The organism is Streptomyces sp. NPDC046716 (genome assembly GCF_040645755.1).
GTDB lineage: Bacteria > Actinomycetota > Actinomycetes > Streptomycetales > Streptomycetaceae > Streptomyces.
Map to the genome: position 1 here is coordinate 21,282 of NZ_JBEYYU010000015.1, position 14,833 is coordinate 36,114.

A 14,833-nucleotide genomic window follows, 5' to 3' on the forward strand; every position below is an offset into this window, starting at 1 on the left:
CGCGCGCCGTCAGCCCGAATGAGGCTGCGGCTGCATGTCCGGGCGCTTGAACATCCGGGTGGCCGTGATCTTGCCGTGCACCGTCTCCCCCTCCGGATCCTCCTGCGGCAGGCCCGGGCGCAGATGCTCCTCCACGCTGATGTACTTCAGACCCGCCCTGAGGTCCGCGTCGTTGCGCAGCCGGATCACGAGGGGGAACTCGGCGAGCGCCGTCGTGTCGAACAGGCCGGTGGTGTAGAGGAGTTGGACGCCCAGCGCGTCCGAGACGGCGCGCTGGAGCTCCAGGAGGTACGTGGCGTTGGCGCGGCCGATGGGGTTGTCGAGGAACAGCGTGCCCGCGTGGCGGTGCTTGTCGCGGCCCCGGTCGTTCGAGCGGAGCGCGGCCATCGTGCAGTACAGGGCGATGGCGGCGGTGAGCAGTTGTCCGCCGGAGAACACGTCGCCCATCTGTCCGACGGGGACGCGCTCGGCGCGCAGCACGGCGTCCGGCTTGAGGATCTCGACAGCCACGCCCTTCGGCTGGAGTGCGGCGCTGACTCCGCGCAGCAGCAGGGACATGCCATCGCGGCGCAGGTCGGAATTCTTCTTGACGGCGGCGCGGGTCGCCTCGTCGATGACCTCGCCGAGGCGCTCGGTGAGCGTGGCCTGGTCGGGCTCCTCGAAGCGGATCCTCAGGAACTCCTGGCCGGACCACTCGCCGAGCCCTTCCGGCAGCCGGGACAGCCGCTGGGCCGAGCGCAGGGTGGCGAGCGACGACTCGACCAGTCCGCGCAGGCGGTCGACGATCGAGTCGCGGTTCCGCTCCAGCTGCGCCAGCTCGTCGGTCAGGACCCGCAGCCGGGGGGCGAAGGCGTCCGCCCACTTCTGCGCGTGCTCCGGCAGCGCGGCGGCCGGCAGCTCCCGGATCTGCTGACGGGCGGGGGTGCGCACGGCCTCGTACCGTGTCGCGTTCGCATGCCGTACGAGGATGTCGCTCGCCTCGCGGACCGCGGCCTCGGCGGCGGACAGGTCGGCGGCGCAGCCGCGCAGGGAGCGCCGGGTCTCGCCGGCGGCGGTGCGGGCCTCCTCCAGGCTGCCCGGGTACGGCTCGGGCTCCTCCTGCTCGTCGGTGTCGGCGGTGTGGTCGCGCAGCAGGTCGCGCAGGAGCGCGGCCGTCTCGTCGAAACCGCCGGCCCCGTCCTCGGCGGCGCGGTGCGCGTCGAGCAGTTCGGTGTGGGCGGCGCGGGCGGTCGCCAGCGCGTCGGTGCGCACGGCCAGTTCGGTCGTGGCGGTGCGCAGCAGCGACTGGGCCTGCTCGGTGTCGGCCGGGACCTGCTCGTCGGGCAGCTCGGTGTGGGCGGTGCCGTCCTCGGGCGCGTGCCGCTCGGCCTCACCGCGCAGCCGGCCCAGCTGCTCGCTGGCGGTGGAGGCGCGGGTCTCCAGGAGCTGGACGTGCTCGTCGGCGCGGGCCGCGGCGGCCTGCCGGGAGGGCCCGTCGGAGCCCTCGGGTGATTCGAGGAGGGCGGCGGCGCGGGTGCGCACCTTGTTGCTGAGCCGGTTCAGCTCGGCGAGCGCGGCGCTCTCGTCGCTCTCGGCGCGCGCCTGCTCCGCCCGCAGATCCGCGCCGACGCCGACCTTCTCGTACACCTGGGACGCGGCCCGGTACGCCTCGCGGAGGGCGGGCAGCGACGCCTTGGGGGCTTCGCCCTCGGGTACGTCGTCGGGGGCGCCGGCGATCTCGGCGCGCTCGGCGCGCAGCGTGCGGGCGGTGCGGTGGGCGTCGTCGGCGGAGCGCTGGGCGGCGCGCCGGTCCTCGTCCGCGGCGCGGGCGCCTTCCAGGCAGGTCTGGGCGCGGGCCTCGAACTCGACCGCTTCGTCGGCGAGTTCGCGGACCTTGGCCTGCCAGGCGGCGCGCTCGCGCAGCCGGTAGGCGAGTCCGGCGAGCGCGTCGGCGGCGCGGCGGGCCTTCTGGGCGGCTTCCTGTCGCTCGTCGCGGACCCGGGTGGCCTCGGCGGCGACCTCGTCGGCCTCGGCGCGCGCGGTGCGGGCCTCGGCGAGCTCGGCCTCGGCCTCCTCGGCGAACGCCCGGGCTTCCCGTGCGACGTCGGCCAGCTCGGTGAGGTAGCCGGCCGGGCAGCCGGAGCGCCAGGAGCCGAGCCGGGCGGCCAGCTCGCGGTCCTTGGCGAGGCGGGCGGCGAGGGCGCGGATGTCCTCGTCGCGGCGGGCGGCGCGCTCGCGCAGCGCCTGCCGCTCCTCGTCGGCGGCGTGCTCGTCGTGCATGGCCGGGTTCGGCGGGACGAGGAAGACGTTCTCGTCGGAGGCGTTCTCCGCCGGGGTCGGGGCGAGGAGGGCGGCGGCGGTACCGACGGCGACGGCGGACCGCGGCAGCAGCGCGGCGCCCGCGAGCGCCTCCCTGGCCCGGAGGTGGGAGTTGGGGTCGGTGATGATGACGCCGTCGACCAGCTCGGGCCGGGCGGCGAGGACGCGCGCGTGGTCGGCCGGGTCGACGGACTGGGCGAGGTAGCGCCAGCCGGGCAGGGCCGGGATGCCGTGCTCGCCGAGGAACTCGACGGTGGCGAGGACGTCCGGGCCCGGCGGCAGCAGGCCGCCGTCGCCGAGGGCGCCCAGGATGCGGGAGTCGTCGGCCGCGGCGGTGCGCAGGTCGAACAGCTGCCGCTCCGCGGAGGCCACGGAGTCGTCGAGGAGGGTCTTGAGGTCGTCGGCGGCGCGGTCGAGGTCCGCGGCGGTCAGGGCCGCGTCGGCGGATCCGGTGGCTCCGGTTACCCCGGTCGTCCCCGACGGCCCGTTCACCCCGAGCAGTTCGGCCAGGCGCTCCTCCGCGGCGAGGGACGCGGCGGCGCGGTCCTCGGCGCGGTGGGCGGTCTCGGCGGCGCTCGCGGCGTCGGCGGCGCGGGCCGCGGTCAGTTCGGCGCGGGCCTCGGCGGAGGCGGTCTCGCGGGCGTGCTCGGCGGCGCGGCGGGCGGCCTCGCGGGCGGTGTCCCACGCGGCGACGGTGGTCTTCTCCGCGTCGGCCGCGGCGAGCGCGGCGCGGGCGGGGTCGGCGTCGGGCGCGCTGTCGTCGAGCCAGCCGGCCCGGACGGCCTCGGCGGTCTCCTGCTCGACCTCGCTGAGCCGCTGTCGCAGGTGGCCGAGCTCGCTGCGGGCGCGCTGGGCGTCGGTGGCGGCGGCGGTCGCGTCGCGGTGCGCGGTCTCGCCCGCCTCCTGGAGGACGGCGGAGCGCTCCTCCTCCTCGTTCGCGTGGCTCTCGGCCCGCTCGGCGGCGCTGTGCAGGGCGCGGACGAGGTCGTAGGCGGCCTTGGCGCGGGCGGCGAGCGCGGGGGCCGCGTCCCGCTCGGCCTCGCGGATGGCGACGGCGACGCGCGCGGAGCGGTCGGACGCGGCGCGATGGCGCAGGACGGCCTCGGCGGCCTGCCAGGCGGAGTGCAGCGTGCGGGCGTCGGCCAGCTCGCGCTTCTGCGCGGCGGCGGCCTTCTCGGCTCCGGCGAGCGCCAGCGAGGCGTGCCGGTAGGCGAGTTCGGCGGCGATCAGAGCGCTGCGCTCGCGCGCGGACTCGGCCTCGGTGACGGTGTGCGCGGCGGCGGTGACCTGCTGGGCGAGGTCACCGGCGCGGCCGCGCTCGACGGCGGCGCGGGCGGACAGGCGCCGGGCCAGCGTGCGCGTACGGCGCTCGGCTCCGGCGTGGATGTCCCGTGCGCGGGCCCGGGTGTCGGCGGCTTCCACGATCCGGGTCAGGAGGTCCACGGAGCCGGCGGTGAAGTCGCGCTCGGCCATCAGCTCGGAGCGCCGGCCCAGCTTGTTGCCGAAGCCGCTGACCAGGTCGGCGAGGCCGTCGGTGTCCCGGGTGTCGGTGACGGCGCGCAGCAGCAGGTCGGTGAAGTCGGAGTCCTTCTTGACGGCGAATAGGCCGGCGGCCTCGCCCTCGTCCGCGTTCATCTCGCGCTGGTAGCGGAAGAGTTCGGGGTCGAGGCCGAGGTCGCCCAGGTGCTCGTTCCACCGGTCGTGGATCTCTTCCCAGTGCACTTCGAGGTGCGGATAGGCCTTGCCCGCCTCGACGAGCGCGTCGCGGAAGCCCTTCATGGTGCGGCGGCGGCCCTGTGCGCCGGAAGCGCCCTCGACGACGGGCCGTACCGCGCTGGACTCCGCCACCGGCAGGGCGTCCAGGCTCATTCCGGGGCCGGGCCGGAAGGAGTACCAGGCCTCGGCGAACTTCCGCGGGTCGTTGGAGACCTGGCGGCCCCGCCATTCGCTGACCTTGCCGACGACGACGCACTCGCCGGTGAGGGTGTGCTGCCATTCCAGGGCGACGTGTCCGCAGTCGTCGGCGAGCAGGAACTTGCGCAGCACGCCGGAGCTGGCGCCGCCGAGGGTGTTGCGGTGGCCCGGCAGCATCACCGAGAAGATCAGCTTGAGCAGGACCGACTTGCCGCCGCCGTTCTCCAGGAAGAGCACGCCGGCCGGCGCGGGGCGGCGCGGCGGACCGACGGGCTCGTCCTCGAAGAACTCCGCCTGGGTGGGCGCGGGGTCGGGCACGGGCGCTCCGACGCCCCGCAGGTCGAGCACGGTGTCGGCGTAGCGCGCGCCGGCAGGCCCGATGGAGTAGAGGCGAACCCGGGACAGCTCGTACATGGCGGACTCTCGTGGTAGGTGCGGAAGTTCAGGAGATGCGGCAGGTTCGCGGTCAGGAGTGGAACGGCAGGCCCGCGTCGGCGACGAGGTCGCCCGCGTCCTCGTCCATCGGCGGCACCAGGCTCGCCGAGCCGTCGGTGACGGCCACGACGCCCAGGTCGAGCAGCTCGGCCATGGCGGCGGTGCCCGCCATGTCGCGGACCTGCAGCTGGTAGCGGGCCGTGGTGCGGTAGGTGCCGCCGCCGTCGTCGCCGGTTCTCTGCAGGAATCCGGAGTCGGTGAGGAAGGCGACCGCCTTGGCGACGATGCCGGTCGTCGAGTTGGCCAGGCGGCGGGTGTCCTTGGTGGCGCCGGTGGAGCTGCGCCGGGCCCAGATCCGCCAGGCGGCCTCCAGGCCGGGGGCGTCGGTCGCCGGGTCGGTGTTCTCGCCCTGCTCCTCGGCCCGCTCCTCCAGCTTGCGGCAGGCCTGCCGGACGAACGCGTCCACGCCGTTGACGCTCACGCGTCCGATGTAGCCGTCGTCGGAGAGGTCCTCCGGGCGCGGGAACGCGAGCGCGGCGACGGCGAGATGGGCGAGGCCGTGCAGGAAGCGGTCGGTGGAGTCGGCGGCGGTCCGGCGGGCGTAGTCGCCCATCCGCACCGCGAACACGGAGTCCTCGGCGGCGGTCACGGCCATGCCCGCGCGCGGGGACACCTCCAGGACGACGAGCCCGAGTCCGGAGGCGACGGCGTCGGCGAGGCGGGCGAACGCCGGGTCCTCGCGGTAGCGGCGCAGCAGCTCCTGGTACTCCTGGTCGCGGGAGGGCTGGAGCTTGGGCTGCAGGCCGAACGCGACGAGCCGCGCGGCGTCGGCGGCGTCGGCCGGGGTGATCGGGGCAGCGACCCTGACCGGGCCGGACGCCTCGGGCTCGCCCCGTTCGGCGTGCTCTTCGGGGTGCTCGGTCACGGGCGGTGCTCCTTGATCGTTCCTACGTACTTCCGGCGCCCGTACCTCCGGCGCGGTCCGTGGATCACGCTGCCTCCGTCCGGTCCGCGGCCATGCCGGCCGCGTCGAGCAGCGCGGTGCCCACGATGAGATCGGCGCCGCCGAACTCGTCGTCGTCGAGCTGGGTGCCGTCGTCCACGGCGAACAGCAGCTTCTCCTCGCCCTGCCGATAGGCGGTGCCGACGGCCGGGCTCGCCGCGTGCACCGCCAACAGGGCGACCAGGTAGGGCAGTTCGGGGTCGCGGCGGCGGGCCTCGGCGAGCAGCCCGGACAGGCGACGCGGCGCGTCCGCGGGGAGGTCGAGGAGCTGCTTGGCGCTCGCGAGCTGCTCCTCGCTGAACCGGCTGTCGTCCGGGGTCTCGATGAGGTCGGGCTCGGGCATCTCCGCGCCGAGGTGCTCCCGCTCCAGGGGCGGGGTCAGCAGTATGTCGACGAGGTCACCGACCCGTACGGAGACGGGGGTGCGCAGCCCCGTGCCGCGCGCGAAGAAGGCGTCCGTCACCTTGCGCGCGTCCTGGACCGGCAGCGGCAGCAGCGGCGCGACGAGCTGTCCGTACAGGTCGAGGCCCGCGCGCGCGGAGGGGGTGGCGAAGGCCTGCCGGTCCTGCTCGGCGCGGAAGAGCGGTCCGGCCTCCAGGAGCCGGGACTGGAGCTGGGTGTGGCGACGGATGCAGTCCTTGACGATGTCCACGAGTTCGGCGGCGCGGCGCTTCTGCTCGGGGTCCTCGGACTCGTCGCGCGCCTTGCGGATGTTCGTCAGGATCGCGTTCTCGTGGCGGTAGCGGTCCGCCACGTGGTCCAGGGCCTCGGCGATCATGTCGGGAACGGTCCGCAGCCAGTCGACGGCGCGCACATTGCGGCGGGTGGCGTCGAGCGCCTTGCGCAGGGTCTCCGAGTACTGCACGGTCCGGTACCGGGCCTGCTCGGCGGCGAGCTGGGCGTCGGCGAGGCGGCCGCGGCTGATCAGGACGTCGAGCTTCACCTCCGCGGCGATCTGGGCGCTGGTGACATCGGTGTCGAGGGCTCCGACGAGGACGTTCACCGCTTCGTCCGTGGTGCGGAGGTAGACGCTGCCCCCGTAGCCCGGCACTTCCTCGATCAGCTTGAAGTCGTAGTCGCGGCGCACGTACGAGCCGTCCGTCGCGAACGTGCCGTAGACGGCGCGGAAGCCGCGGTCCACGCTTCCCACGTTGATCAGGTTCTCCAGGACCCAGCGGGCCACCCGCTCGTGCTCGGCGGCCGGCCGCCGCGGGGCCTGGGCGGCGATGCGGGGCATCAGACGAGCCACTATCTGCTCGTGGTCGGCGCCCGTGTCGAAGTCCATGTTCAGCGTGACGAGGTCGATCGTGGAGAGGGCGACCTCGGCCATGCCGTACGTCGAGTACTCGCCCGCGAGGTTCGCCTTGCGCACGTCCAGGTCGTGCAGGGGCGCGGTGCAGGCGAGCGCGCGCAGCCGCCGCGCGAGCCCCTCGTCGGCGGCCGGGCCCGGTGCGGGGCGCGGCCCCGCGCTGAGCTGGGGCGGAACGGATTCCGTGGTGGCAGGCGAAGTCACGGAGCACAGACTAGGCGCTGGGTCTGACAACGGTCGAAACGACGCAGATGCCACGGCGCGCGCAGGACGCTACGCCTCGCGCGCCACACGCTGCCCGTACGCCTCGACGAGCCCGTCGCGGGAGTCGTCGAGGTAGTCGGCGAGCAGCGCTTCGGCCTCGTCGCGCCGGCCGTCCTCGAGGGTACGGACGATCTGCACGTTGCGGGCGAGGTAGGGCTCGTGCAGGCGGCGCGGGTCGTCCACGACGTGGAAGGCGAGCCGGAGTTCGGCGAGGACGCTGCGCATCAGTTCGTCGGTGCGCTCGCTGCCGGCGAGGGCGACGAGTTCGCGGTGGAAGTGGATGTTGGCGGTGGAGACGCCCTTCCAGTCCCGCGCCTTGGCGGCGCGCCGACCGCCCTCGACGGCGGCGGCCACCCGGTCGAGGACGAAGGGCGGTTCGCCGAGCGAGCGGACGACGGAGCACTCGATCATGCGCCGGGTGCGGTAGATGTCCTCGACGTCGTCGATGCTCAGGACCCGTACGAAGACGCCCTTGTTGAGCCGGTGCTCCAGCAGGCGTTCGTGCGTGAGCAGCCGGAACGACTCGCGCAGGGTGTTGCGGGAGACGCCGAGCGCGCTGCCGATGCTGTCCTCGGACAGGCGGGTTCCGGGCGGGAAGAAGCCCTCCGCGATCCGGGTCCTGAGGATGTCCGCGACGCGTTCCGCGGTGCTGGTGCGTCCCAGCAGCGCCCGGTCGTCGGCGAGTGCGTTCTGTTCTTCCATGGCCACGGCCGAATTCAAGCGCAGATACAAGAACGAGACAACGTGGGTATTGAGGGATCGTTCAACGATCCTCTACCTTGACGGTCAGGCACTGCTCTGCCCCACGCACCACCACGCACGCTCATCAGCTCGCTCCCCTCCCCGTGAGTTCCCGAGTTCTTCTGCGAGGTGCTTCATGAGCACGACCTCACCGACGCCGGGCACCACCGTCCCCGCACCGCACGCCCCGCTCCCCCGCTCCGACGGCGCCCTGGGCTGGCTGCGGGCGCTCGGCCCGCGCGGCCGGCGCGCGTTCGCGGGCGCCTTCGGCGGCTACGCCCTCGACTCCTACGACTACTTCACGCTGCCGCTGAGCATGGTCGCGCTGGCCGCCTACTTCGGGCTGAACAGCGGCCAGACCGGCCTGATCACCACGGTCACCCTGGTCGTCTCGGCCGTCGGCGGCGCCGCCGCGGGCATGCTCGCCGACCGGTTCGGACGGGTCAGGGCCCTGATGCTCACCGTGGCCACGTACGCCGTGTTCACCGTGGCCTGCGGATTCGCCCCCACCTACGAGACGCTGCTCGTCTTCCGCGCCCTCCAGGGACTCGGTTTCGGCGGCGAGTGGGCGGTCGGCGCGATCCTGGTCGCCGAGTACGCCTCGGCCCGGCACCGGGGCCGCACGCTCGGCGCCGTGCAGAGCGCCTGGGCGGCGGGCTGGGGCCTGGCCGTCGTCGTCTACACCCTGGTGTTCCAGCTCCTCGACGACGATCTGGCCTGGCGCGTCATGTTCTGGACCGGCGCGCTGCCGGCCCTGCTGGTGCTCTGGGTGCGCCGCCGGGTGCAGGACGCCCCGAAGGCGGTGGAGAAGCTCGAAGTCAGCGAGCGCAAAGGGTCGTTCGCCGAGATCTTCCGGCCGGGTCTGCTGCGCACGACACTCTTCGCGGTCCTGCTGTCGACCGGTGTGCAGGGCGGCTACTACACGCTCGCCACCTGGGTGCCCACCTACCTGAAGTCGGAGCGCGGCCTCACGGTGGTCAACACCGGCGGCTACCTGACGTTCCTCATCTCCGGTGCGTTCATCGGGTACTTGACGGGCGGATACCTCACCGACCGGCTCGGCCGGAAGCGCAACATCGTCCTGTTCGCGGTCCTGTCCGCGGTGAGCATCCTGGTGTACACACACATCCCGGACGGCGCCAACACCCTCCTCCTGGTGCTCGGTTTCCCGCTCGGCTTCTGCATGTCGGCCATCTTCAGCGGCTTCGGCTCGTACCTGAGCGAGCTGTACCCGACCGCCGTACGCGGCACGGGTCAGGGCTTCACGTACAACACGGGCCGCGCGATCGGCGCCGTCTTCCCGACCCTGGTCGGCTTCCTCGCCGACAGCTGGGGCGTGGGCGGCGCGCTCGTCTTCGGCGCCATCGGATACGCCCTGGCCGTCGTGGCGCTGCTCGGACTGCCGGAGACCCGCGGGAGGGAACTGCTGTGAACCTCGTCGACGACCTCACGGGCGGCCGCACCGCCACCTGGAGCCCCCGGCGGGCCCGCGCCCACTTCCGCGCGGGCGCGAGCGCCCCCACCGCCGGCTGGGCCCGCGGCCACACCCAGGCCAATCTGATCGCCGTACCGGCCGACTGGGCCTACGACATGCTGCTGTTCTGCCAGCGCAACCCGAAGCCGTGCCCGGTCCTCGACGTCACGGACCCGGGCGGGTGGACCACCGTCCTGGCTCCCGGCGCCGATCTGCGCACGGATCTGCCCCGCTACCGGGTGTGGGAGCACGGGGAGTTGACGGCCGAGCCGACCGACGTGGCCGACCACTGGCGCGGCGACCTGGTCTCCTTCCTGATCGGCTGCAGCTTCACCTTCGAGTGGGCGCTCGCGGCGGCCGGGGTGCCGCTGCGTCACGTCGAGCAGAACAAGAACGTGCCGATGTACGTGACCACGCGCGCGTGCCGCGCTGCCGGCCGGCTGCACGGCCCCATGGTCGTGTCGATGCGGCCGGTCCCGCCGCAGGCCCTGGAGGCGGCGATCCGGGAGAGCTCCCTGATGCCGGCGGTGCACGGCGGCCCGGTGCACATCGGCGACCCCGGGGTCCTCGGCATCACGGACCTCGACGCGCCGGACTTCGGCGACCCGGTGGACCGGGCGCCCGGCGACATCCCGGTCTTCTGGGCCTGCGGGGTGACGCCGCAGGCGGCCGTGACGGCGTCCCGGCCCCCGTTCGCGATCACCCACGCGCCGGGGCACATGTTCGTCGCGGACACCCGGGACGAGCAGTACCGGATCGAGCCCCCGTACTGACTCAGCGCGAGCGCCACGGTGGGTTCGCACTTGCCTTCAAGCGCTTGAAGTGTGTTCTGCTGCCGGACATGTCGAGCTACACGATTCAGGACGTATCGCGGCGCAGTGGACTGAGCGAGCCCACTCTGCGCTACTACGAGGAGGTGGGGCTGATCGGCCCGGTCGGCCGCGACGAGCGCAGCGGGCACCGCCGCTACGCCGAGGAGGACCTGGATCTCCTCCAGGCGCTGGCCTGTCTGCGCGCGGTCGGCATGAGCATCGAGGACATGCGCGCCTACCAGGCCAACCGGGCGCGCGGCCGGACGGCCGCCGCCGAGCAGCGCGATCTTCTGCTGCGCCACGCGGCGCGCATCGAGGAGGAGATCGCCGCGCAGCGCGCCCGGCTCGGCTATCTGCGGGAGAAGGCCGCGTTGTGGGACGCGCGTGAGCGCGGCGACGAAGCGGCGGAGGCCGCGGCGACGCAGCGGTCCCTCGACGCCGCGCGCCGTCTGGAGGTGCTGCGATGAGCCGGGTTCTGGTGACCGGCGGCTCCGGCTATCTGGGCACGCAGCTGATCGCCGCCCTGCTGCGCTCCGGGCGCGAGGTGCGGGCCACGGTGCGCTCGACGGCCCGCGAGGCCGAGGTGCGCGCGGCGGTGCGGCGCGGGGGCGCCGACGACGCCGGGCTCCAGGTCGTCGCGGCGGATCTGATGAGCGACGACGGCTGGCCCGCCGCGGTGGCCGGCTGCGCGGAGGTGCACCACGTGGCCTCCCCGATCCCGGCCGTCCAGCCCGACGACCCGGACGAGCTGATCGTCCCGGCCCGCGAGGGCACCCTGCGGGTGCTGCGGGCGGCACGCGCCGCGGGCGTCCGGCGCACCGTGCTGACCTCGTCGTTCGCGGCGGTCGGCTACACGCCCAAGCCCGGCGCCGAGTTCGACGAGGAGGACTGGACCGACCCCGACACCCCGGGGCTCGCGCCCTATCCGCGGTCCAAGGCGATCGCCGAGCGGGCCGCGTGGGAGCTGATGGAGGAGTCGGGCGGCGGCACCGAGCTCGTCGTGGTCAACCCGACGGGCATCTTCGGGCCCACCCTGACGGCCACGCTCGGCTCCTCCATGCAGTTGGTGAAGGCAATGCTCGACGGCGCGATGCCGGTGGCCCCACGGGCCCGCTTCGGCGTCGTGGACGTCCGCGACGTGGCGGACCTGCATCTGCGGGCGATGGCCGCTCCCGAGGCGGCGGGCCGGCGCTTCCTGGCCGTCGCGAACGGTCCGACGCTCAGCTTCGTCGAACTGGCGGCCGTCCTGCGCGACCGGCTCGGCCCGCTCGCCGCGCGCGTACCGGCCGAGGAGGCGCCGGGCGCCCCGCTGCCCCGCCCGGTCATCCACAACGACCGGGCCCGCACGGAGCTCGGCTGGCAGCCGCGCGACGTGGCGACGACGCTCGTGGACTCGACGGCGTCACTGCGCGCCCTCGGGCTGCTCGAGGACTGACCGGCGCGGCACGCACCGCTCGGCGGCGACGGAGGTCGCGGAGAGGGCCGCCGCCACCCCCGCCGACGCGCGCAGGTCGAGCCGTGCGCCGGTCCCGCGCAGCCCGTGCCGCACCTCGTCCGCGGCCAGGGCGACGAGTTGGGGCAGCAGGTCGGTGCAGCGCCGGGCGACCCAGCCGGTGCCCGCGGTGGCCAGCCACCACCAGCCGGCGGTGCGGGACGGCGCGGGCCCGTCGGGTTCGGTGCCGGGAGCCGGGCCGTGCGCCACCCCCGACGCGGTGAGCAGGGCGTGGAAACGGGCGGCGAGGAGGCGGTGTCCGCGCTCCCCGGGGTGCAGCCGGTCCGCGCTCCACAGGGCGCGGTCGGCCACCCCGGCGCCCTCGGCGGCGTGCAGATGGACCGCGCCGTGGCGTTCGGAAAGGACGTGGACGACGGAGTTCACCGCGCGCTGCCGACGGGCGAGCGGGCGGGCCAGGGCCCCGGGCAGCCCGAGCAGCGCGCCCGGGTCGGGCAGGCAGGCGGTGAGGAGCACCGCGCCCCGGTCGCCGAACGCGCCGTAGACGGTGTCGAGCCGGGCGGCCACCGCCTGGATGTCGAAGGTGTGGCGCAGGGTGTCGTTGACGCCGACGACGACCGAGACGACGTCGGGGGCGAAGGCCAGCGCGGCGGGCAGTTGCCGCTCCAGGACGTCACCCGTCTGCGCCCCGCTCACCGCGAGGTTCCGGAACTCCACGGGGACGTGGGCGGGCGCGAGCCCGGCCGCGAGCAGCGCGGCCCAGCCCCGCCACCGGCCGCCGCCGACGGGGTCGCCGATGCCTTCGGTGAGGGAGTCGCCGAGCGCGGCGAACCGCAGCGGTTTCATCGCGGCTCCCGCACCGCGGGGACCCCGGCCCTCAGGGGTGCCGCGTCGTGGGCCGCGAGGAAGGCGTCCACCGCGGCACCCCATCCGAAACACTCCGCACGCGCGCGTGCGGCCTCCCGGCGCTGTCGCTCGGGCCGCGCGAGCACCTCGCGTACGGCACGGGCGAAGGCGGCTCCGTCGTCGGCGGCCACGGCGCCGGCCGCGCCGACGACCTCCGGCAGCGCGGAGGACGCGCTGACGACGACCGGTGTCCCGCAGGCCAGTGCCTCCAGGGCGGCGAGGCCGAACGTCTCGGCGGGGCCGGGCGCCAGGCACACATCGGCCGTGGCCTGGAGCGCGGCGAGTGCCGCCCGGTCGGCGACGTGCCCGAGGAACGTCACCGGCAGCCCCTGCGCCCGCTGCCGGAGCCGTGCCCGCAGCGGGCCGTCCCCGGCGACCACCAGCCGCGCGGGGACGCCCGTCGCGCGCAGTGCCGCCAGCGCGGCGATCCCCGTACCGGGCCGCTTCTCCACGGACAGCCGGGTGCACATGACGAGCAGGATCTCGTCCTCGCGCGCGTGGCGCGCCCGTACGCCCGCGTCCCGTGCCTGCGGCCGGCAGCCGACGAGGTCGACGCCGAGCGGGGCCCGCACCACATTGCGGGCACCGAGCCGGACGAACTCCCGCTCGGCCCATTCGGTGGTGCACACCACGCGCGCGTAGGCGTGCGCCGTACGGGCGTTGAGGGCGTCGGCGGCCCGTCGTGCCGCCGCCTCGGGCAGGCCCCAGGCGCGCAGGACGCCGTGGGCGGTCTCGTGGGAGACCATCGCGGCGGGCACCCGCGCCCGCCGCGCCCACTCGCCGGTCCAGCGCAGGGTCGTGCGGTCCGAGACCTCCAGGCGGTCGGGGCGCAGCCGCTCCAGCAGCCGTGTGACGCACTGCCGGTCGGCGAGCACGCGGTAGCCGCCGGTGCCCGGCAGCGGCCGCCCGGGCAGGGTGATGACGCGTCCCTGGTCGCTCTCCTCGTCGGCCGTCCGCTCCCCGGGCACGATCAGCACGGGCTCGTGTCCGGCGGCCGCGTATCCCGCGCCCAGTTCGCGCAGGGCGGTGCGCAGGCCGCCCGAGGCGGGCGTGACGAAGTTGGCGAGCCGCACGATGCGCAGTGCCCCGCTCATGCCGCCACCGCCGTCCGGGCGTGCAGCACCTCGTCGTAGTGGTCGATCAGCTGGTCCCCCACCGCCGACCAGGTCCGGTCGGCGACCGCCGCCCGGCCCGCGGCGCCGTAGGCCGCCCGCAGCCCGGGATCGGCGGCCAGCCTCGCCACCGCGTCGTGCACGGCGCCGGCGTCGCCGGGCGGCACGAGCAGTCCGGTCGTGCCGTGGGCCACGAGGTCGAGCGGGCCGCCGGCCGCGGGCGCGATCACCGGTACGCCGCTCGCCATGGCCTCCTGCACGGTCTGGCAGAACGTCTCGAAGGGGCCGGTGTGCACGAACACGTCCAGGGAGGCGTAGATCCGGGCGAGTTCGTCGCCGGTGCGCCGGCCGAGGAAGCGGGCGCCGGGGAGCACGCTGCGCAGCGACGCCTCGCTCGGTCCGTCGCCGACGATCACGACCCGTACCCCGGGCCGCCCGCAGACCCGCGCCAGGAGCTCCACCTGCTTCTCGGGCGCGAGCCGTCCCACGTATCCGACGAGCAGTTCGCCGCCCGGCGCGAGGTCGGCCCGCAGCCGCTCGTCGCGGAGTTCGGGGCGGAACCGTACGGCGTCCACACCGCGGGGCCACAGCCGCACCCGTGGCACCCCGTGCGCCTCCAGGTCGCGCCGGGCCGCCGTGGACGGGGCGAGGGTGCGGTCGGCGGCGCCGTGCACCCCGCGGATTCGTCGCCAGGCCGTGGCCTCCCCGGTCCCCATGTACGTACGGGCGTAGCCGGCAAGATCGGTCTGGTAGACGGCGACGGCGGGGATCCGCAGCCGTGCCGCGGCCGCCATGCCCCGCACGCCGAGCACGAACGGGCTGGCCAGATGGACGAGTTCGGCGCCGTGCGCGGCCAGGGTCTGGGTGACGCGGCGGCTGGGCAGGGCGACCCGGACCTGCGGATAGCCGGGCAGCGGGAGGGAGGGGACGCGGACCACCGGGCAGGGCGCGGCCGCGTCCGCGTCGGGGCCGGCCGCGGTGGCGGGTGCGATGACAAGGGGGTCGTGACCGCGGGCGGCGAGATGCCGGGCGGTCTGCAGGGCGCAGTGCGCCACTCCGTTGATGTCGGGCGGGAAGGACTCGGTCACGATGACGACTCGCATACGGGTGTTCTC

11 protein-coding genes are annotated in these 14,833 nt (G+C 75.0%); 4 read left to right on the top strand and 7 right to left on the bottom strand.

The features are described 5' to 3' along the window. Positions 1-9: 9 nt before the first annotated feature. From ABZ930_RS13975 to ABZ930_RS13990, 4 genes are all read right to left on the bottom strand, one after another. Positions 10-4,626: a hypothetical protein gene (locus tag ABZ930_RS13975; protein ID WP_361546539.1), complete on the bottom strand. Its 4,617-nt coding sequence runs from the start codon at positions 4,624-4,626 to the stop codon at positions 10-12. Between the two features lie 52 nt (positions 4,627-4,678). Next, a complete protein-coding gene (locus ABZ930_RS13980; protein ID WP_361546542.1) occupies positions 4,679-5,572 on the bottom strand; it encodes a hypothetical protein in 894 nt (297 codons plus the stop codon). Between the two features lie 64 nt (positions 5,573-5,636). Continuing rightward, complete coding sequence (locus ABZ930_RS13985) at positions 5,637-7,163, bottom strand: hypothetical protein (RefSeq protein ID WP_361546545.1); 1,527 nt, start codon at positions 7,161-7,163, stop codon at positions 5,637-5,639. A 69-nt stretch (positions 7,164-7,232) separates the two neighbouring features. Then, positions 7,233-7,925, bottom strand: coding sequence for a GntR family transcriptional regulator (locus ABZ930_RS13990; protein ID WP_361546836.1), 693 nt, complete (start codon positions 7,923-7,925; stop codon positions 7,233-7,235). A gap of 175 nt (positions 7,926-8,100) precedes the next feature. Here ABZ930_RS13990 and ABZ930_RS13995 point away from each other — a divergent pair, with 175 nt between their 5' ends. From ABZ930_RS13995 to ABZ930_RS14010, 4 genes are all read left to right on the top strand, one after another. Next, entirely contained in the window at positions 8,101-9,396 is a 1,296-nt protein-coding gene (locus ABZ930_RS13995; RefSeq protein ID WP_361546548.1) for an MFS transporter, read from the top strand. Further along, positions 9,393-10,211 (top strand): putative hydro-lyase, encoded by an 819-nt coding sequence (locus ABZ930_RS14000; RefSeq protein ID WP_361546551.1) that lies wholly within the window; start codon positions 9,393-9,395, stop codon positions 10,209-10,211. The genes ABZ930_RS13995 and ABZ930_RS14000 overlap by 4 nt, the downstream gene beginning before the upstream one ends. Positions 10,212-10,279: 68 nt before the next feature. Beyond that, on the top strand, positions 10,280-10,717 hold the full coding sequence (locus ABZ930_RS14005) for a MerR family transcriptional regulator (RefSeq protein WP_361546554.1): 438 nt from the start codon (positions 10,280-10,282) through the stop codon (positions 10,715-10,717). Continuing rightward, entirely contained in the window at positions 10,714-11,685 is a 972-nt protein-coding gene (locus tag ABZ930_RS14010; RefSeq protein WP_361546557.1) for an NAD-dependent epimerase/dehydratase family protein, read from the top strand. The genes ABZ930_RS14005 and ABZ930_RS14010 overlap by 4 nt, the downstream gene beginning before the upstream one ends. Here ABZ930_RS14010 and ABZ930_RS14015 read toward each other — a convergent pair. The 3 genes from ABZ930_RS14015 to ABZ930_RS14025 are packed head-to-tail and all read right to left on the bottom strand — an operon-like array spanning position 11,653 to position 14,821. Then, positions 11,653-12,546 (bottom strand): SGNH/GDSL hydrolase family protein, encoded by an 894-nt coding sequence (locus ABZ930_RS14015; protein WP_361546560.1) that lies wholly within the window; start codon positions 12,544-12,546, stop codon positions 11,653-11,655. The two genes, ABZ930_RS14010 and ABZ930_RS14015, sit on opposite strands and share 33 nt — an antisense overlap. Further along, positions 12,543-13,700 carry a glycosyltransferase gene (locus ABZ930_RS14020; RefSeq protein ID WP_361546563.1) on the bottom strand — a complete coding sequence of 386 codons (1,158 nt, stop codon included), beginning with the start codon at positions 13,698-13,700 and terminating at the stop codon, positions 12,543-12,545. Before ABZ930_RS14020 ends, ABZ930_RS14015 begins: the two co-directional genes overlap by 4 nt. After that, entirely contained in the window at positions 13,697-14,821 is a 1,125-nt protein-coding gene (locus ABZ930_RS14025; protein WP_361546566.1) for a glycosyltransferase family 1 protein, read from the bottom strand. The genes ABZ930_RS14020 and ABZ930_RS14025 overlap by 4 nt, the downstream gene beginning before the upstream one ends. Positions 14,822-14,833 lie beyond the last annotated feature (12 nt).